This is a genomic window from Streptomyces sp. NPDC034037, from assembly GCF_055575715.1.
Window position 1 is genome coordinate 21,724 of record NZ_JBVISC010000015.1, and the last position, 15,989, is coordinate 37,712.

Here is a 15,989-nt window from a genome sequence, read left to right on the forward strand (position 1 = left end):
CTGTGGGAATCGAGAGAGGGAACCAAGACGAGTGTCGCGGACATGCCAATCCTGTCAACTACTTGCCTGCCGGGCCCGTGACGACGACGCAGTGCCGGGCCAAGGCGGCGACGCCTGCTTCCCTGCGTCGCCGCGATCAGCCGTTGGAGACGGCGGACTGTATCCAGTTGCTGTACCCGGCGGTGGCCATGCAGTTCGACTTGGACTGCCGATCCCTGGTGGAGGCGACTCCGGCCACGACGACGGCACCTCTCGCGGCGAGGCCGATGCCAGCTAGTGCTCTGACCGGAAACCTTTACCGGGTCGGCACCCAGGATGTGGCGGCGGTGGGCGTCGAGAAGCCACTTGTTTTTTACCTTACGGTCAAAAACGGTGTTACGGTGGCGTCATGGGCAGGCCGAAGCAGTTCGATCCGGACGTGGCGGTGGAGCGCGCGATGGGCGTGTTCTGGCGCAAGGGGTACGCGGCGACGACGCCGCAGGATCTCGTGGATGAGATCGGCATCGGCAAGGGCAGTCTGTACAACACCTTCGGCAGTAAGCATGCCTTGTTCGAACGGGCACTAACGCGCTACCGCGACTCACAGGCCGCGTGGCTGGAGGCACTTCTCGATCACCCCGGTTCAGCGAAGGATCGGCTGAGGGGTGCACTGGAGGCACTGGTCCAACTCGACTTGAGCGACCCGGACCGGCGCGGCTGCATGGCGGTCAACACTGCCGCTGAGCTGGCCACTTCGGATGCCGGGACAGCTGACACGGTGCGCAAAATGTTCGCGCGTACGGAGAGCCAGTTCCGGGCGACCGTGGAGGAAGGCCAGCGGGCCGGCGAGATCGCCGGTGACCGCGACGCGGCGGCGACGGCCGCCTGGCTGCTGGCAACGGTAATCGGCATGCGAGTGCTGGCGAAGACGGCTGAGGACGCCGGGCAGTTGCGGCGGGTCGTGGACGCGGCGATGGCGGCACTGTAGTCGGCGCCGCCGCTTGGTGTCGCCCTCTTTGCGGCCTAATTTTGTACCTGTAATTCAAATACATTCAAGGAGTCTGACATGGAGCTCGATCTCGCCGGAAAGACTGCGGTCGTCACGGGGGCCAGCCGAGGCGTGGGCCTCGCGATCACCCGGCAGCTCGTCGCCGAGGGGGTCCGCGTGGTGGGTGCGGCCCGCACGATCACGGCCGAACTGAAGGAGGCCGGTGCCCACCCGGTAGCGGTGGACCTGAGCACGCCGGAAGGTGCCGAGGAGTTGGGGGCACAGGCGCTCGCGGAACTCGGCGGCGTGGACATCCTGGTCAACAACCTGGGCGGCGGCGACACGTTCACCTTGAACGGGTTCCTCGCCACTGACGATGCCCTGTGGGCGCAGGCCTTCGAGGTCAACCTGTTCGGCACGGTCCGGGTCACCCGTCGGCTGCTGCCGAGCATCTTGGAGCGCCGCGGTTCGGTGGTGAACATCTCGTCGATGAGTGCCCGCCTGCCGGGCACGGGCCCGATCGAGTACGGCGCCGCGAAGGCGGGTCTCAACGCGTTCGGCAAGGCGCTGTCCGAGGAGTTCGGCCCTCAGGGTGTGCGTGTGAACACTGTCTCTCCCGGTCCGACGCGTACCGGTATGTGGGAGGACGCCGACGGCTTCGGTGCCCGCCTCGCGGAGGCGAACGGCGTCGGGCACCGCGAATTCGTGGCCGGGGTGCCCGCGACGATGGGTATGACCACTGGCCGCATGGTCGAGGCCGACGAGGTCGCGGCCGTCGTCGCGTTTCTTTCCTCAGACCGCGCGGCAAGCGTGACCGGCGCCGATTACGTCGTCGAGGGCGGCGGCATCAAAACGGTGTGAGACGACTGCCGGGCTGGGGCGGTGAGGAGACGTCCGCCCCAGCGGATGCCCTTCTCGCTGCGGACGCGGGCACGCTCGCGCCGCTGGGCGGCCAGCACTTCGGGGTGCCTGGTCTTTGGTTGCGCCAGCGCAGATAGTGGTGCAACTCCTGGGTCTGGACGGTGTGGTTGGGGTGGTAGGAGTTGGCGAGAGTGAACTGCCGCAGAGGTCCGAAGTGCGCCTCTACCGGGTCCGTCCAGGACGCGTTCGTCGGCGTGAAGCACAGCTCGACGTTGTTCCTCCGGGCCCACTGGCGAGCTCGAGTCGGGCCCCGCCGGCGAGATGCCCCTGCCCCGCCCCGGCGTCTACGAAGGCCACGCCTGGTGGAGCAGCCGGCAAGCCGCAGCCGACTACTACGACAGCTACCTCGAGCAGGGCATCGAGGACTGGACGCTCGAACAGACTCGCAGCTACCTCACCCAGTGCCCCGCACACGAACGCTACGTCCTGGACCTCGCGTACACCCGCGAGCCGGAACCACTCGACGAAGACGCAGCGGATCTCTGAGGCCTACGGCCATGCTGCGCTCTGTGAGTAGACACGCTCCTGTCCCGCCGTGATAGGAGCATGTCCGCAGCCGAACGTCGCCATCTGCTCCTGGAAGTCCAGGACACGTCCCGGGTGGCCCAGACACATGCAGCGTCACAACCGCTCGGCGCCAGGGCCGGCAGCCAAAAGAACATTCAGCGATGCGGGCGGGCGTAGCCGCCGATCTCCGCCTCGACCCGGGGATGGCCCCCTGCGCCGCCCGCGCTCTCTGGCTGGCAGCGGGTCGGCACGCGGTGCGCTCGGGGCCGTCCAGAACAACGCTCACCCTGTTCGCCAGAGCGGGCGTGCCCGGCCCCGCACCTCTGCCGGCCCTCTGGCTCGCGTTCCTGAGCCGCGCGCCGCTATTACGTCGTAATGGCGCCCATCTCTGTCTGTGGCTGTCTGGGTGACAAACAGGAGGAGGCGACATGGTCATGGTCCGTTTCCCCAGCGGGAGGCAAAACGGACCATGATCGTCTGAGCGTTATGCGGTGCCGGCTGAGGCCTTCCGTTGCTGCTGGTGCTCGTTCAACACGAGCAGCATCTTATCCAGCTCGCTGTCGGACATCTTGTGGATCAGGTGCCGGGCGACGAAGGGGCCATCGTGATACGGAAGCCGCCGTGGCGCGGAGTCGTCGTCCGCTCCCGCCTCCGGTGCGCTGCCTGTGCGGGGCTCGGGCACCGACTCTGCAGGGGTGGTGCTCCTGACCGGTTCAGGGGCCGCCCTCTGGCCCGACTCCCCTATTACGTCGTAATGACCGCCGGATCCCGGGCTCGTCGCTGTGTCTGCCGCCTTGTCAGAGCTCGGCCCTCGGGTCTTCTTCCTCCGTCGCCGTGCTGCTCTTTCCTGCTGCTGGAGCGACTGCTGCTGCTTCAGCTCCTCCAGCGCTGCTTCTTGTTGTTCGGCCGGCTTGTTGCCCACGGCACGCAGCAGATCGACGGGCTCCTGGCCGATACGTTCTTTGAGCTCAGGCGTGAGATTGAGCAACGCGAGGCGCTGCGAGACCCAGCCCTGTGATTTGTGCAGACGCTTGGCCAGCGCGGTCTGTGTGCCATGGATGGTGAGCAGCCTCTGCAGGACGCGTGCTTCGTCGAGCGGTTCGAGGTCCCGGCGGTGGACGTTTGCGACGAGTGCCGACTCGAGGATCTCGTCCCCGTCGGCGCCTTGCTCGTCATCGACCATGACCTTCAGGTGCGTGAGTCCGGCTTCCCTGGCGGCCGCCAGCCGGCTGCTGCCGTCGACCACGACGTGAGTGGTGTCGGGTTCCAGCTCGTGTTCGCGCTCAGGGTTGGCTTTCACATAGGCGTCACGGTTCATGACCGTGATGGCCTGCTTCTGCCCGTGTTCTTTCAGGCTTCCGCCGAGGTCTGTCAGGTCACCGAGAGCGGTCCGTGGGTTGTCGGGGTTCACGCTGATGCGGGCGACGGGAAGCTTGGTCGGCGGTGCGACTCCCTCGGTCGGCACGCCGGTAGCGGCGCCGATCGCTGCCCGGCGGCTGCTGATTCCGGCAGCGCTCCCGAAGCGCCCGGCGCCGAGCTGGTCCGCCTTGCTCATGCGATCTCCCGGGCCAGGGCGCGCATGCCGACGGCCTGCTGCGACTTGGGTGCGTAGGTGAGCAGGGGGCGCTTCATCCGTACTGCTTCCTTCTGTTCCTTCAGATCTCCGATGAGTCCGACGACCCGCGGGTCCTTGATGTCGACCCATCCCTGGAGGGAGGAGGTGGCGATGTATCCGCGGCGTCCGTCGTAGAGATTGACAGCGATGCCGAGGTAGTCGATGTCCAGAGCGAGGTCATTGCTCAGGTCATCGATCTGGGCGGTCAGCAGACCGTAGGCGTCTGCGGAGCTGTCTTCTGCTTGGACGACGATGAGAACGCCGGACCGGCCGGGCCTTTCTCCGTCGCGTCGGCGTCCGTAGTAGGCGGCAGCGTCCATGCTCAGGCCAAGGCTGGGGGGACAGTCGACCAGGATGACGTCGTAGTCATTCTCGAGCGGGGCCAGAGCCCGTTCCAGAGCGGCTTCGCGGGCGCGTACCGCGGACAGCCGTACATCGAGGAGGAAGGCGTCGGTGCAAGCCGGCAAGAGGTGCAGGCGTCCGTCGAACGACTCGTCCTCAATGGGCACGATGAGGTCCCGCAGGTCGCCCTTGGGGTCTCCGGCCATGTGGTTCGTGAGGCTGTCACCGTTCATGGGCAGGGGAGTGGCGCCGAGCTGGTTGGTGAGGTGACTTTGAGGGTCGAAGTCGACGAGGAGGACGCGCAGTCCGAGTCCCGGGAGGTTCTCGACTTCCAGGGGGTCTTCGGCGGGGCCCTGGTCGGGGTTTTCACCATCGCGGGCGCGGAGGGCCTTGGTGAGCTGCTTGGCGACGCGTACGGGGTAGAGCGTGTTGGAGTCTTCGGCGAGGGCCTCGCCGATGCCGGCCGTGATCGCCGTCTTACCTACTCCGCCCTTCTGGTTGCAGACGATGAAGCGCCGGGTGATGGCGGGCCGTTCAACATGCGGTGCGGGATTGGCGTCGAGCCATAGCTGCACGGACTGCGCCAGGCCCTGGATGAGTGAGACACCGCGCTCGGCGGCAGTCGCTCGGAACGTGTCCCACTGGCCTTCCGGGAGGAAGGTTGAGAAGGAGTCAGCGCCGGCGGTGTCGATGGATGGCGGGCTGGAGGCGAGGCGGGTCCAGGCTTGGATGCCCTGTTCCACAGCGACTTGGATCTCAACGCGATGCTGTGCTGCTCTGATTTTGAGGGACTGCCGGAGCCATCCCGGCAGTTTGGAGACGACCTTCTCGCGGTCGCTGGAGGTGGCTGGCGTACTCATGGGGACACCTTACTAACGCCGTAGATCATCATCTGCACTGACACGGTAGTTAGCCCGAGCCGGTGACCGCAGTGGACGCACCGCAGTGCCGGCTATTACGTCGTAATGGGTGCACGGACTCCGGAGCCTGTGCGCCGACCTCCCCTCTGCTATTACGTCGTAATAGCAGAGGGGAGCGGTGGTTCTGCACCTCAAGTGGGTCCTGACGGCTTCTTGTCATCGGACTGAGCTTGGTGCGCGAGCGTGGAGCTCCTTCAGGGGAGCGACATAGTCGGCAGCGGAGGCCCGCCTGGACCCGGCGATGAACGGCGGCGCGTGCAGGGGGAGTCGCGCCGCGGCGTCCCCGGGACGCGGGCGCCCGGCGCGGGGCCTGGGGGCAATGTCGAGCAGGTTCGGCCGCACTCCTTCTACAGGACGTTGGGGGCCAGGAGCTGCTGCTCGCCATGGAGGCCGCCGCCCTCGACCAAGTCGCCGTCCTTCGTCTTCTGTGACGAGGTATGAAACCGGCCGGTGGGCGCGGCAGTGGCGTGGAGGGTTTGTCCGGCGTGGAGTCGTTCACGGCCTGGGTTGTAAGGCCGTACGACATCGGCGTCGAATTACGAGGAGCAGGAGACGTAGCCGCCGGGATGACGCCGATGACGTCTCCCGCTTGCCGTCGAAGTTGCGGAGGAACGGGCCGCCGGAGACCCTCCGGTGTGAACCCGTCGCAGGCGATCTCCAGGAAGCGCGTCTTCGTGCGCTGGTCCGACGGCGAGGTATCCATCTACGGCAACACCCAGGCCGACGCACTGGGGCGCGAATACCAGCTCGTTCCTCCCGGATAGGATCGTTTCATGCGGATACGTCATGCACTTCCTCTGTTCGTAGCCGCTCTAGTCGTCTTGATGTCCGGCTGTGCAGAGGGGCGAAGCGGGGACGGGGACAGCGGGAACAGACCGTCGGCAAACACCGGCGCTCCGTCGAAGCCGTCCGCGTCCTCCCGGACCACTCGTTCCTGGGAGCCGGACGACGCGTTGCAGCGTGCGGAGCGCGCGCTGGACGCCGCTGCCGACGACGGCACACACCCGGAGGTCGTCGACTCCGGCACTGCACACGTCGGATCCGGGCTCGACAAATCCTTCCCGGCAAGCGGTGAGAAGCCGTACCGGCTCGACATCACCTGCGACACCGACAAGGTCGAGGAGCTCACCCTGACCCTGTCCCGGGGAGAAGAGGAGCAGGCATACGGGCTGGGCTGCGGGGACCGCCAGGCGGACCAGTTCAACCTCCCTGCAGGGAAACCCTTCACAGCCCACCTCGACCCCGACCACCACGGCACAGGACTCATCGCATGGCGTCTCCACACGGTCGCACCCGGCGATGTGGACGGGTGTGACGACGACATCGACGGGTGTAAGGATTGAGGAGTCCCGCTATCCGCGTGCGGAGTGACCTCGAATCTCACGGGTTTCGAGGTCACCCGGCACCGGCAATCACCTGAAACGCAAGAAGGCCCGGCCCCCGCAGTGGATCTGCGAGGAAGCCGGGCCTTCGGTCTGTCAGGTTTCGATTTCGCACAAGACTGGGTTGGTCACGCGCTCGGCGATGTCCTGGGCGCTGCCGGGCGTCCAGGGCTGCGGGTTGCGGGTTGCGGACAGCGGTAAGCATCGCGCGGACCTGGTCGACGACGACCTGGTCCTCGGGGGAGATGGCGCCGGGCGCGGTCCCGCAGCGGCGGAAGGAGAGACGCTTCATCGGGGGGGCTCCTGTTCGAAGGTGGGGTGGGTGCTCGCCGGGCGCAGGTAGTGGGCGGCGGCGTTGACGAAGTCGTCGTGGGCGACCTTCGCGGCCTGGCGGGCGGCGGTCAGGTCTTCGGTGGTGGCGTCCGCATCCCGGATCGCGTAGGTGAGCGTGATCATGCGGTCGGCGGCGGTGCGCACGGCCTGGTCCTCGAAGAGGACGCGGAGCGCGACCAGTGGGCGGGTGATCGCACTACGGGTCATGTGGCTCTCGCCGCGCAGGGCTTCGATCCGCTCAGGGCCGGCGCCCTTGAGGACGGCGTCGCCGCGCCTCCACATCGCCGTGCGGTGGTCGCTGGCGGCGCAGGCCAGCGCGGTGACGGCTTCCAGGCGGTCGCGGCGGATCGCCTCGCCGTGGCTGACGCGCACCTGCCGTTCGGCGGCGCGCTCCTGGAAGCGGCCGTTGACGATCGCGCCCAGCAGGGTGGCAACGATCGCGAGGGCGGCGGTGATCAGGGTGGCTAACATGCGGAGGCTCCTCTGGTGTGCTGGTGAGGGGAGAGAACAAGGGAGCGCCGCGCCCCGGCCTTCCGGTCGGGGCGCGGCGCTTGGTGTTGCGTGGCGGTGTCTCAGGAGGCCGTGGCCGCGCGGAGGATGTCGGCGTGGTCGAACGCGAGTCGTTCCGGCAGCGCGTCCAGGGGCCACCAGCGGGCGGTGCGGGCGTCGGTGCCGGCGACAATCCGGGTGCCGGCGGGGACGACGGCGAGGTAGGCGTCGGTGCTGTACCTGCCGCGCGGGTCGCGGCCCGGCTGGTCCCAGGTGCCGATCGCGTGCAGCTGGTGGGGGTCGACGCGGACCCCGGTCTCCTCGAGGAGTTCCCGGGCGGCCGCCATGCGGCTGGCCTCCCCCTCGTCCTGATGGCCACCCGGCAGAGCCCAGTCGCCTTCGAACGGCTCCCCGTCGCGCTCGATCAGCAGGACGTGGCCGTCGGGAGTCAGGACGACCACGTCGGCGGTGTAGCGGGTGGTCTCGGTCTCGGTCATGTGTACCTCTCGGTGAAGTGGATCAGCGGGTGGTGTCGGTGACCACGAGGAACTGGTCGGTGCGCAGGTCCATCACGACGTGTGCGTCGAGGCCCTGAGCGCGCTGGGCGGCGGCGTATTCATCGGCGGGCCAGGAGCCTCGGGGGTGGCCGGCGGGGAAGCGCTCCAGGACGGTGCGGGAGGGCGCGACGATGGCCATCAGGCGTCACCGCCGTTCACGCGCTCGTCGATGTCGATGAGGGTGGCGATGGCGTCGGGGTTGTCGGCCAGGCCGACCCACCGGCCGCTCGCGGTGAAGACGGGGACCTGGTCGCGCTCTCCGTCGAAGACGACGACGTAGTCGGCGTACCGGTCGAGGACCATGTCGCTCAGGACAGGGATGAGCGCGGTGTCCAGGACCTCCAGGGCGTCGACGGTGAGGTGGGCGTCCTCACCGAGCGCCTGCGGCTGGACCAGGGTGCCGGTGACCCGCAGCAGGTCGCCGGGCTGTATGCCGGTCAGCAGCGCGTGGGTGATCCGGGGGGTCTCCGCTGATGCAGGAGACGACCGTGTCGGGCGCGTCGTCGGCGACGGTGTCGATGTCGACGGGCCGGACGATCAGGTCGAAGGTGGCCGTGCCCGAGCGGCGGCCGGGGGCGGGGATGGCGTCGACCCAGCCGTCAACGGCGCAGTGTTTGGTGTCCATCAGCGTGCCTCCGCCAGGGTCTCGGTGGTGCGAGGGGAGCGGGGTCGGGTGGTGCGCTGCGCGAGCACCAGGAGCTCGCAGTTGCGCTTCTGCTCCGCGGGCGTGAGCGGCCGGGCCTTCGCGGCGCAGTGGCGATGCCAGAACGGAGAGGCCGGCGGCTCGGGGTAGGCGAGCGCGTGATCGCCCTCGGGCCTGGTCGCGGTGCTCATGCGGCCCGCCCCCACACGCTGGTGCCCGGACGGCCGGCCCGGCGGCCGTTGATGGACGGCACGGTGACGTGCTGCACCGTCGCGAAAGCCGCGCGGCCGGAGTGCTTGCCGTCGTAGAGGGCGGCATCTGCGGCCCTCTGCAAGGCGGTCAGGTCGCGGGAGCCGATCGAGGCCGGGGCCGCGGCGCCGACCGAGGCGGCGACGTCGACGGTGCGGCCGTCGTCCAGGGTGACCGGGGTGTGCAGCATCCGGACCAGTTGCTCCAGGCGGTGCGTGCGGCGGTCGGAGGGCAGCTCCAGGACCACGGCGAACTCATCGCCCCCGAGCCTGCCGACGGACGCGCGCGGGCCCGCCCATGCGGTGAGCCGGGCGCCGATCGCGGCGAGGACCGTGTCCCCGGCCGCGTGTCCCATGCCGTCATTGATCTGCTTGAAGTGGTCGGCGTCGACCATGACCACGGTCACCTTGTCGCCGTGGCGGGCCAGGAGCTGGCGGGCGCGGGCGGTGTAGGCGTCGCGGCGCAGCAGGCCCGTCAGCGGGTCGCGCTTCGTCGCCGCGAGCCGCTTGTGCAGCGCGACGGCGTGCACCGCCCAGCCGGTCAGTGGCACGGCGGCGGTGGTGATCAGGAGGGTGCGCGGGCCGATCCGGCCCGAAGCGTGCAGGACGGAGTCCATACTGAGGATCTCCCTCTCGTCTCGTACGGGTTGGGGGCCCGGGGCGGTCGACGTGGTTACCAGGCCGATGGCGGCCGTCCCGGGGCAGAGCTACATCTCGAAGGGCTTGGAGTTGAGCCAGCTGTACGGGCTCCTCCAGGGGCCGGCCGTCGCGGCGGGCCAGTCGAGCTCCCAGCCGGGCCGGTATCCGCAGGCGCACCAGCCGTCCGGACCTGCGTGGGGAATCTCGCGTCCGGCTTCGGCGGCGGCGCGCGCCGCGTCGTAGACCTCGTGCGCGGCCTTGACGGCGGCGCCGCCGCTGTCTGCCCAGCCGGTGAAGACGTGCACGCCTTTGAGGCCGGGCGTCTGGGTGTTGCGTATTGGGACGTCCACCTCGAAGTAGGGCAGCGGCATGACGTCCATCTCCTCTCTGTGTTGAGGGGCCACTGCGACCGCCCCGGCCCCGGCGGGTGCGGGGTCCGGGGCGGCACAGAGTGCGCTCAACTCAGGCAGGGGTCAGCTGGCCGTCTCGATGGCGTCGCGCAGGTGGGTCCGCGCGCGGGCCAGGAGCGCGGGCTGGTCGGCGCCGGGCTCGGTCAGTGCGTCGGTGAGGTAGGTGGCGGCGGAGTCCAGGTCGTCGCTGGCGTCCTGGAAGTTGCCGAGGCTGGAGTCGGCGAGGACGTCGCGGACCTCTTCGACCAGGTCGATGAACCGGGTCGGGGTGAGGCCGCGCGGCGGTTCGCTGCCGATGAGGGCGGCGAGCTCCGCGGTGAAGCAGGTGTCGAGCGCGGTGAAGGTGTCGGCCTGAGCGGTCTGGACGGCCATGGGGGCCTCTTTGTCAGAAGTCGAGCCGGATGGTGATGGGGGTGCGGCGGTCGCCGTAGTCACGGCGGGGGTTGTGGACGGTGCGGCGGTGCGCGGTGAGGCCGGCGCCCCCGCCCTGGATGGGCAGGTGGCACTCGGGGCAGCCGAGGGACCAGTCCTCACTGGGTGGGAGGTCGGCCGGGGTGAGCGGGTGCGGGTGCAGTCCGTCGGTGGCGCGGCTCACCTGCTCTCGCCTTCGGTCGGCTGCCGGTCGGCGAGCGCCAGGAGCTCCGCGGTGAGCTCCGGCGCGGACAGGATGGTGCGCAGGATCGAGGCGAGGCCGTCGCGTTCGATCGGGTTGAGGCGGTTCCACACCGCGTGGGCGTCACCGTGGACGCCGACGGCCTTGAGGTAGTCGGTCTCGGTGGTGGCGGTGTGCTCGGTGCCGCACCGGCCGCATCGGAAAACGGCCTGGTCGCAGCCGCACGCGGGGGTCGTGGTCGTCATCCGCTGATCGCTTCCAGGGCCTGCGCTTCGAGGTCGGCGCAGTCCTCCTGGTCGTCGCCGTCGTTGGCTCCGTGGACGGTGCAGACGATGTCCTCGTCGTCGTCCAGGTCGCCGTTGAGCGCCCGGCGAGGCAGGTGACGCTGTAGGCGGGCGCCCAGGCGTGGCCGGTGCATTCGTCGTCGTGCGGGCACGGCACCGCGACGTCGAACCCGATGTCGCCCTCGCCGTTCACGTCGGTGCGCAGGGCGAGGGTGAGGTACTGCTGACCGAGGCGGATCTCCGCGACGCGGTCGCCCCGGCGACGTTTGAGCCGGGCTTCCACCGCCACAGCGGCAGGATCTCCGGGCCGAACATCCGGCGGGGGAGCAGCAGATCACCGAGGCCGTCACGTCGTCCAGCCCGAGGTCGGCCTGCCGGGTCTCACTGAGCCGCTCCAGGAACGGCAGCAGCTGGTAGAGGCTCTCGGAGTAGGCGACCTCGATGAAGCCTTCCGACTTGAGGCCACGCCGCTGCGAGTCGACCATGTCCTGGCGTTGCCGGATGACGACCTCTTCCGGCACGCGGCGGTTGGCCGGCCGCGCGCCCTGCCGGTTCACACACACCGTGCCGGGCCTGGGGACCATGAGCGCGATGGGCAACATGTCGTGCCGCTTGGCGGCGGCGATCAGTGGTTCCCTGGAAGCGCGGGTGACGTTGGTGGCGTCGATGACCGTGAACAGCCGTCGGCGCATCCTCGCCTCCAGGAGCAGGTGCAGGGCAGCGACCGCGTCGCCGGTCGCGTCCTGGTCGCCCGCGTCGTCGCTGACCGTCTCGCGCAGTGCGTCCAGGGACAGGACCTGCGAGGCGGGCCAGGTGTTCGCGATGGTGGTCTTCCCGGCTCCGGAGGGGCCGATGAGGACGACCAGGCTGTTCTCGGGCATCTGCGGGTAGTACGGCGCGGTCATACGGATCTCCTTGCGGATGAGGGGTGCCGGGCAGCCCGGATGAGGCGCTGCCCGGCGTTGTCGGTGAGCAGAACGGCGGCTTCGCGCAGCGCCGTCAGCGGACGATCATGTGGGCGGGGTGGCCGTTCTTCATGTGGTCCACGCACTGCGGGCAGTCCTCACGCGGAGCGAGCCCGGCGTGCGCCTGACGGCTGGCGTACGCGTGGAACCAGCACTGCGTGCACTGCCCCCGGGGCGGGTTCGTCGCCTTCTTGCTCGCCATCTCAGTTGTCTCCCTGCGGGTGAAGGGCGCGGGCAGCCCAGATCAGGCGCATCCCGGCGTGGTCCGTGATCAGGGCGGCGGCTTCATGCAGCGGGCAGGAGGCGTCGCCGTCACGGTCGGGCTCGATCTGCTCGGCACGGCGCGCGGCGGCGGTGAGCAGCTGCGCGACGGTGGCGATGAAGCCGCCGGGCGGGTCGGTGTCCTCGATGAGCTCGCGCAGGATCGCGGCGAGCTCCTCCTGGTCGACGTCGTCGGCGCTGAGGTCGTCCTCGATCTGCTGGAGAGCCAGCGAGGCGATCCCGACCGAGGCGCGGACGCGTTCCAGTCGCGTACGGGGTCGGCCGTTCACCGGGTGGTGGCCTTGGTCGTGGCGATGAGCGCGGCGACGGTCTCCCAGCCGTGGTGCCAGGAGTTGTCGAGGTGGAAGGCGCCGTTCATGCCGAAGTCGGCCAGCTTGTAGAAGTTGGTCTTGCCGGTCTTGTCGGCGAGCTTCTCCAGAACTCCGTGGCCCGGCACTCGGCGGTCCGCGATGTAGTGCGTGCCGAACGACAGGGCGAGCGCGGCCGCGGCTGCGCCGGGGTGGACCCGGATGCCCAGCGCGCGGGCCCCGAGTCCGGCGACGATCGCCTGCGTGGCCGTGTAGGTGAGGCAGTGGTGCAGGCACGCCTTGCGGCCGTCGGCGCTGCCGTGGGTGGTCTTCTCCTTGGTGGCCGGGTCCTCGTAGGTGACCGGGGCGTCGTCGGAGGCGCCCTTCACGCGGGCGCAGAAGTCGTTCTGGACCCAGAAGTCGCCGACCGCGCTGGCGGCGCGGGTCAGTCCGAGCAGGGCGGCGAAGGCGGCGGGACGATGCATGCTGCAGTTCTCCTGATCTCGATTCGGGTGACGGGGAGCGGGGCGGCCGGCCTCTTGCCGATGCTGCGGTCGCCCCGCGGAGGCGCTGTCGCCCCGGCCGGTTCGGCCGGGGCGATGGTCTGTGCGGTGTGGCGGTTACTTCCGGGGCGGGTGCGGCTGGACCAGGAACCGGGTGCCGGTGCCGCTGTACGCGGGCGCGGCCTGGAGGAAGTGGCCCTCGGTCCGCACGAGGTCGAACATCGCCTGCTTGACGAAGTCGTCGTCACGCTGGAGGTCGACGCGGTCCTCGAGGAAGTCGGTCAGGTGCACGGGGTGCGGCGAGGTGCCGTGCGGGCGCTTGCTCTGCAGGCGGCTGCGCACGATTTGCGCGGCGTCCGTGTCGTCGGGGATCGCCGGGACGCCTCGGTTGATCGCGCGGCAGTGGGCGGCGTGCACGTTGGCGAGGTCGGCGGCCTCCGGCTCCGTCAGCCGGACACGGCGGTCGTTGCGGGCCGCGCGGTAGGTGCAGCCCAGGCACGCGGCAGCGTAGGAGGAGCTGCGGTCGCTGGCGGAGGTGTAGACGAGGACGATCGCGCCCTCCAGCGGCCCGAGGGTGTTGCGGTAGCGCTGGACGACGATGGTTCCCGGCGGCGTCCACAGGGCCGGGTCCTGCGCGTCGGGGCGGCGGGCGAACAGGCTGCTGAGCATGGTGACTTCTCCTTCGGGAGGGTCGTTGATCAGGCGGCCAGCCGGTGTGTCACCGGGGCCGTGGAAGCGAAGTAGGTGTCGGGGCTGGGCTCGTAGCCCCGGGCGCAGGGGTCGCAGCAGCCCTGGGTGCGCAGCGGAAGGCAGAAGTAGTACCGACGCCGGCACTGCGGGCACGTGGACCTCGCAGCCATCGCCCGGTCCAGCGCCCATTCCTGCGCCATCGTCGGCACGCGTTTCAGCCGGGCGAGGTCCAGCCGGTACAGCCAGCCCCTGGTCGGGTGATTGCACGACTGGTCGGGCCGGTACGCGCAGTATTTGCAGCGCAGAACCGCGACCGGGCCGTGCCCGCCGGGGCTCAGGCCCCGCTCGCGCAGCTGGCGTCTGGTGACCAGGCCCTCGGGACAGGAGCGCCGGTCGAACTCCTCCAGCGTCGCGGTGCTGCGCGGCACCTTCTTGACCTCGCGGCGCCGGCCCTTCTTCCGAGGGCGGGGCATCACCGGCTCCAGGTACCGGGGAGCCGGGCGGGGCGCTGCGGGCGGGGCCGGCCGATCCGGCGGCGCGGGCGGGGAATGAGCACGAGCGGTTCCTCCTGGTGTCGGTGGACAGCAAGCGCCGCGCCCCGCCGACATCGTGCTGTCGGCGGGACGCGAGATGGCCGGTCGGCCTGTCCAGCCCTCGCCCACCCAGGAGCGGGTGGGCGAGGACCAGGCGGAGCGACCGGAGATCAGTCCCGGAACGGGCAGCCGCTGTGCGGGTGCTGTTCGGCGGCCGGGGCCGGGGGCTGGACAGGGACGTGGATCTCGGGCTTGACGGTGACCTTCGCCGGGCGTCCGGCGACGACGCGGCGGCGCAGGGTCAGGCCGCGCATCGCGAACGCGGACAGGAACGTCCAGGCGAGGACGGCAAGCCCGGCCGCGACGGTGCAGCCGGCCTCCGGGGTGGTCGTCCAGACCATGAACACGGTGGCCGCGCCCCACACGGTCCACATCGCGCGCACTCCGTTGTTCCGGGAGAGGTAGCCGAGGACCAGGCCGACAATGCCGGTGAGCAGCCACAGCGTGTAGACGGTGGAGCCTTCGACGGCGAGGCCGGCGGAGTGCTGCGCGATGTACGTGCGCACCGGCTGGTCGACGACGGCGAACACGCCGCTGGAGGTGTCGACGCCGACCTGCACCTTGGGCACGGCGGTGAGCAGCGTGTGCAACCCCTGGAGGACGACTTCGCCGGCGGCCTTGGCCATCAGTACGACGAAGGACACTCCGGCGACCATCAGGACGGCCCGGAGCCAGGGGGCCATGTACCGGAAGCCGTCCTCGGGGGCGCTGAGGACGTCCTCCCACATGGCGTGCAGGACGCCGTCTTCCTCCCACGCCTCCTGCCACCAGGTGCGCAGCGCGGCGAACCGCGGCTCCTTGGGCGGTGCCGTCGGGAAGGGCACGGGGAGGTAGGTGAGCTCCTGGCGGTCGGTGCGGGGGGTGTTGTCGTTGGACTGCACGGGGCAACTCCTTGTTGTCGATGCGGGGTTCACGGAGCGTGCGAGTGGGCCAAGCTGTGAGCGACGGGACCGAAGAGGAAGGGGGCGGCTGCGATGGGGTGGTTCACCCGTGATGAGCCGGAAGAGGTCGTCTTCGAAGAGGTCGTGGACACGGACGGGCAGATCTGGCCCGCGTTCACCGACGACGACGGTGTGCTGTGGATCGACGTGGACTACGACGTCGAGGTGACGATCAACGGGGCGATCGTCGACGGGCAGATCCGGGGTGCCGAGGTCGATGACCACGGCCGGATCTGGATCGACTACGACTGATCCGTGAGGCCGGACGGCCTGTCCCGCACCCGAGCCCCGGCCCGTGGGCGAGGTGTCGGATACGAGGCAGGGCGCCCGGACTCAGCGGACGTCGTTGCGGGTGCGGGAGAACATTCCGCGCTGGTTGCTGGTGTTGTTGATCTGCGTGTTCTGCACGACGGGGCCCTCGTACACGTTGTTCGTGACGGCGCTGCGGGCCTTGTTGATCGCGCCGCCGATCGCGGTGGCGACCATGGCGACGCCCGCGAACGGCAGGGTGACCATGAGGACGCTGTAGAGCGTCACGGAGGCCAGGCCCTGGAGCACGAGCCAGGCGCCGCAGCCGACTCCGGTGATGCCGGCGCCGACGCCAATGGAGGCGACCGCGATCCCGGCCGCCCAGGCCGGGACGATCCGCTTGTCGTCCTGATGGACGGGCGGGGTGTCGCCGTAGGCCGGGACCTTGGATTCGTCGCGGAACGACGTCGGGAACTGCCGCTCGGGACGCATCGCTTCGGCGATGATCCGCTCGGCTTCGGTCTTGGCTTCGGAGTCGGACAGTGGGCGGGTGACGTGGTTGAAGTCCACGGTGGGCTCCGTTCAGCAGGTGCGAGGGCGCCCTCCCCG

The 15,989-nt window shown here is 69.7% G+C and carries 25 protein-coding genes and 1 pseudogene; 5 read left to right on the forward strand and 21 right to left on the reverse strand.

What is annotated here, in order from left to right; all coding sequences use genetic code 11:
- The first annotated feature begins 388 nt into the window (after positions 1 to 388).
- Both ACZ516_RS33320 and ACZ516_RS33325 read left to right on the forward strand, forming a co-directional pair.
- Positions 389 to 967 carry a TetR/AcrR family transcriptional regulator gene (locus tag ACZ516_RS33320; protein ID WP_469013444.1) on the forward strand — a complete coding sequence of 193 codons (579 nt, stop codon included), beginning with the start codon at positions 389 to 391 and terminating at the stop codon, positions 965 to 967.
- Positions 968 to 1,045: 78 nt separating this feature from the next.
- Positions 1,046 to 1,828 (forward strand): oxidoreductase, encoded by a 783-nt coding sequence (locus tag ACZ516_RS33325; RefSeq protein WP_469013445.1) that lies wholly within the window; start codon positions 1,046 to 1,048, stop codon positions 1,826 to 1,828.
- Here ACZ516_RS33325 and ACZ516_RS33330 read toward each other — a convergent pair.
- Positions 1,792 to 2,129: pseudogene (locus ACZ516_RS33330) on the reverse strand (hypothetical protein); the annotation flags it as partial. The gene ACZ516_RS33325 and the pseudogene ACZ516_RS33330 sit on opposite strands and share 37 nt — an antisense overlap.
- A gap of 20 nt (positions 2,130 to 2,149) precedes the next feature.
- Between ACZ516_RS33330 and ACZ516_RS33335 the strand changes: the two are divergent.
- Positions 2,150 to 2,374: a hypothetical protein gene (locus ACZ516_RS33335; RefSeq protein WP_469013447.1), complete on the forward strand. Its 225-nt coding sequence runs from the start codon at positions 2,150 to 2,152 to the stop codon at positions 2,372 to 2,374.
- A gap of 505 nt (positions 2,375 to 2,879) precedes the next feature.
- Here ACZ516_RS33335 and ACZ516_RS33340 read toward each other — a convergent pair.
- The gene (locus tag ACZ516_RS33340; RefSeq protein ID WP_469013450.1) at positions 2,880 to 3,950 is read right to left on the reverse strand and encodes a ParB/RepB/Spo0J family partition protein; all 1,071 of its coding nucleotides are present in this window, start codon (positions 3,948 to 3,950) and stop codon (positions 2,880 to 2,882) included.
- On the reverse strand, positions 3,947 to 5,212 hold the full coding sequence (locus ACZ516_RS33345) for a ParA family protein (RefSeq protein ID WP_469013452.1): 1,266 nt from the start codon (positions 5,210 to 5,212) through the stop codon (positions 3,947 to 3,949). Before ACZ516_RS33345 ends, ACZ516_RS33340 begins: the two co-directional genes overlap by 4 nt.
- Before the next feature lie 833 nt (positions 5,213 to 6,045).
- On the opposite strand from ACZ516_RS33345, the gene ACZ516_RS33350 reads away from it, so the two are divergent.
- Positions 6,046 to 6,615, forward strand: coding sequence for a hypothetical protein (locus ACZ516_RS33350; RefSeq protein WP_469013454.1), 570 nt, complete (start codon positions 6,046 to 6,048; stop codon positions 6,613 to 6,615).
- A gap of 327 nt (positions 6,616 to 6,942) precedes the next feature.
- On the opposite strand, the gene ACZ516_RS33355 is transcribed toward ACZ516_RS33350, so the two are convergent.
- The 17 genes from ACZ516_RS33355 to ACZ516_RS33435 form a co-directional block, all read right to left on the reverse strand.
- On the reverse strand, positions 6,943 to 7,458 hold the full coding sequence (locus tag ACZ516_RS33355; protein ID WP_469013457.1) for a hypothetical protein: 516 nt from the start codon (positions 7,456 to 7,458) through the stop codon (positions 6,943 to 6,945).
- Positions 7,459 to 7,559: 101 nt separating this feature from the next.
- Positions 7,560 to 7,973: an NUDIX domain-containing protein gene (locus ACZ516_RS33360; RefSeq protein WP_469013459.1), complete on the reverse strand. Its 414-nt coding sequence runs from the start codon at positions 7,971 to 7,973 to the stop codon at positions 7,560 to 7,562.
- Positions 7,974 to 7,995: 22 nt separating this feature from the next.
- On the reverse strand, positions 7,996 to 8,172 hold the full coding sequence (locus ACZ516_RS33365; protein ID WP_469013460.1) for a hypothetical protein: 177 nt from the start codon (positions 8,170 to 8,172) through the stop codon (positions 7,996 to 7,998).
- Positions 8,172 to 8,336 carry a hypothetical protein gene (locus tag ACZ516_RS33370; protein ID WP_469013463.1) on the reverse strand — a complete coding sequence of 55 codons (165 nt, stop codon included), beginning with the start codon at positions 8,334 to 8,336 and terminating at the stop codon, positions 8,172 to 8,174. Before ACZ516_RS33370 ends, ACZ516_RS33365 begins: the two co-directional genes overlap by 1 nt.
- Before the next feature lie 321 nt (positions 8,337 to 8,657).
- Positions 8,658 to 8,867 (reverse strand): hypothetical protein, encoded by a 210-nt coding sequence (locus ACZ516_RS33375; RefSeq protein ID WP_469013464.1) that lies wholly within the window; start codon positions 8,865 to 8,867, stop codon positions 8,658 to 8,660.
- On the reverse strand, positions 8,864 to 9,541 hold the full coding sequence (locus tag ACZ516_RS33380) for a GGDEF domain-containing protein (RefSeq protein ID WP_469013466.1): 678 nt from the start codon (positions 9,539 to 9,541) through the stop codon (positions 8,864 to 8,866). The genes ACZ516_RS33375 and ACZ516_RS33380 overlap by 4 nt, the downstream gene beginning before the upstream one ends.
- Before the next feature lie 90 nt (positions 9,542 to 9,631).
- Positions 9,632 to 9,943 (reverse strand): hypothetical protein, encoded by a 312-nt coding sequence (locus tag ACZ516_RS33385; RefSeq protein WP_469013469.1) that lies wholly within the window; start codon positions 9,941 to 9,943, stop codon positions 9,632 to 9,634.
- A 93-nt stretch (positions 9,944 to 10,036) separates the two neighbouring features.
- On the reverse strand, positions 10,037 to 10,345 hold the full coding sequence (locus ACZ516_RS33390) for a hypothetical protein (RefSeq protein ID WP_469013471.1): 309 nt from the start codon (positions 10,343 to 10,345) through the stop codon (positions 10,037 to 10,039).
- Positions 10,346 to 10,358: 13 nt separating this feature from the next.
- Positions 10,359 to 10,568 (reverse strand): hypothetical protein, encoded by a 210-nt coding sequence (locus ACZ516_RS33395; RefSeq protein WP_469009701.1) that lies wholly within the window; start codon positions 10,566 to 10,568, stop codon positions 10,359 to 10,361.
- Positions 10,565 to 10,831, reverse strand: coding sequence for a hypothetical protein (locus ACZ516_RS33400; RefSeq protein WP_469013473.1), 267 nt, complete (start codon positions 10,829 to 10,831; stop codon positions 10,565 to 10,567). The genes ACZ516_RS33395 and ACZ516_RS33400 overlap by 4 nt, the downstream gene beginning before the upstream one ends.
- Entirely contained in the window at positions 10,828 to 11,775 is a 948-nt protein-coding gene (locus ACZ516_RS33405; RefSeq protein WP_469013476.1) for an AAA family ATPase, read from the reverse strand. Before ACZ516_RS33405 ends, ACZ516_RS33400 begins: the two co-directional genes overlap by 4 nt.
- A 94-nt stretch (positions 11,776 to 11,869) precedes the next feature.
- Entirely contained in the window at positions 11,870 to 12,037 is a 168-nt protein-coding gene (locus ACZ516_RS33410; RefSeq protein WP_469013478.1) for a pRL2-8, read from the reverse strand.
- Between the two features lies 1 nt (position 12,038).
- Complete coding sequence (locus ACZ516_RS33415) at positions 12,039 to 12,386, reverse strand: hypothetical protein (RefSeq protein ID WP_469013481.1); 348 nt, start codon at positions 12,384 to 12,386, stop codon at positions 12,039 to 12,041.
- Positions 12,383 to 12,889 (reverse strand): hypothetical protein, encoded by a 507-nt coding sequence (locus ACZ516_RS33420; protein ID WP_469013483.1) that lies wholly within the window; start codon positions 12,887 to 12,889, stop codon positions 12,383 to 12,385. The genes ACZ516_RS33415 and ACZ516_RS33420 overlap by 4 nt, the downstream gene beginning before the upstream one ends.
- A gap of 135 nt (positions 12,890 to 13,024) precedes the next feature.
- Positions 13,025 to 13,576 carry a hypothetical protein gene (locus ACZ516_RS33425; protein WP_469013485.1) on the reverse strand — a complete coding sequence of 184 codons (552 nt, stop codon included), beginning with the start codon at positions 13,574 to 13,576 and terminating at the stop codon, positions 13,025 to 13,027.
- 29 nt (positions 13,577 to 13,605) lie between these two features.
- On the reverse strand, positions 13,606 to 14,070 hold the full coding sequence (locus ACZ516_RS33430; RefSeq protein ID WP_469013486.1) for an RRQRL motif-containing zinc-binding protein: 465 nt from the start codon (positions 14,068 to 14,070) through the stop codon (positions 13,606 to 13,608).
- A 230-nt stretch (positions 14,071 to 14,300) separates the two neighbouring features.
- The gene (locus ACZ516_RS33435; RefSeq protein WP_469013487.1) at positions 14,301 to 15,071 is read right to left on the reverse strand and encodes a hypothetical protein; all 771 of its coding nucleotides are present in this window, start codon (positions 15,069 to 15,071) and stop codon (positions 14,301 to 14,303) included.
- A 93-nt stretch (positions 15,072 to 15,164) separates the two neighbouring features.
- Here ACZ516_RS33435 and ACZ516_RS33440 point away from each other — a divergent pair, with 93 nt between their 5' ends.
- A complete protein-coding gene (locus ACZ516_RS33440) occupies positions 15,165 to 15,383 on the forward strand; it encodes a hypothetical protein (protein WP_217144802.1) in 219 nt (72 codons plus the stop codon).
- 81 nt (positions 15,384 to 15,464) lie between these two features.
- Here ACZ516_RS33440 and ACZ516_RS33445 read toward each other — a convergent pair whose 3' ends face one another.
- On the reverse strand, positions 15,465 to 15,950 hold the full coding sequence (locus ACZ516_RS33445; protein WP_469013490.1) for a hypothetical protein: 486 nt from the start codon (positions 15,948 to 15,950) through the stop codon (positions 15,465 to 15,467).
- Positions 15,951 to 15,989 lie beyond the last annotated feature (39 nt).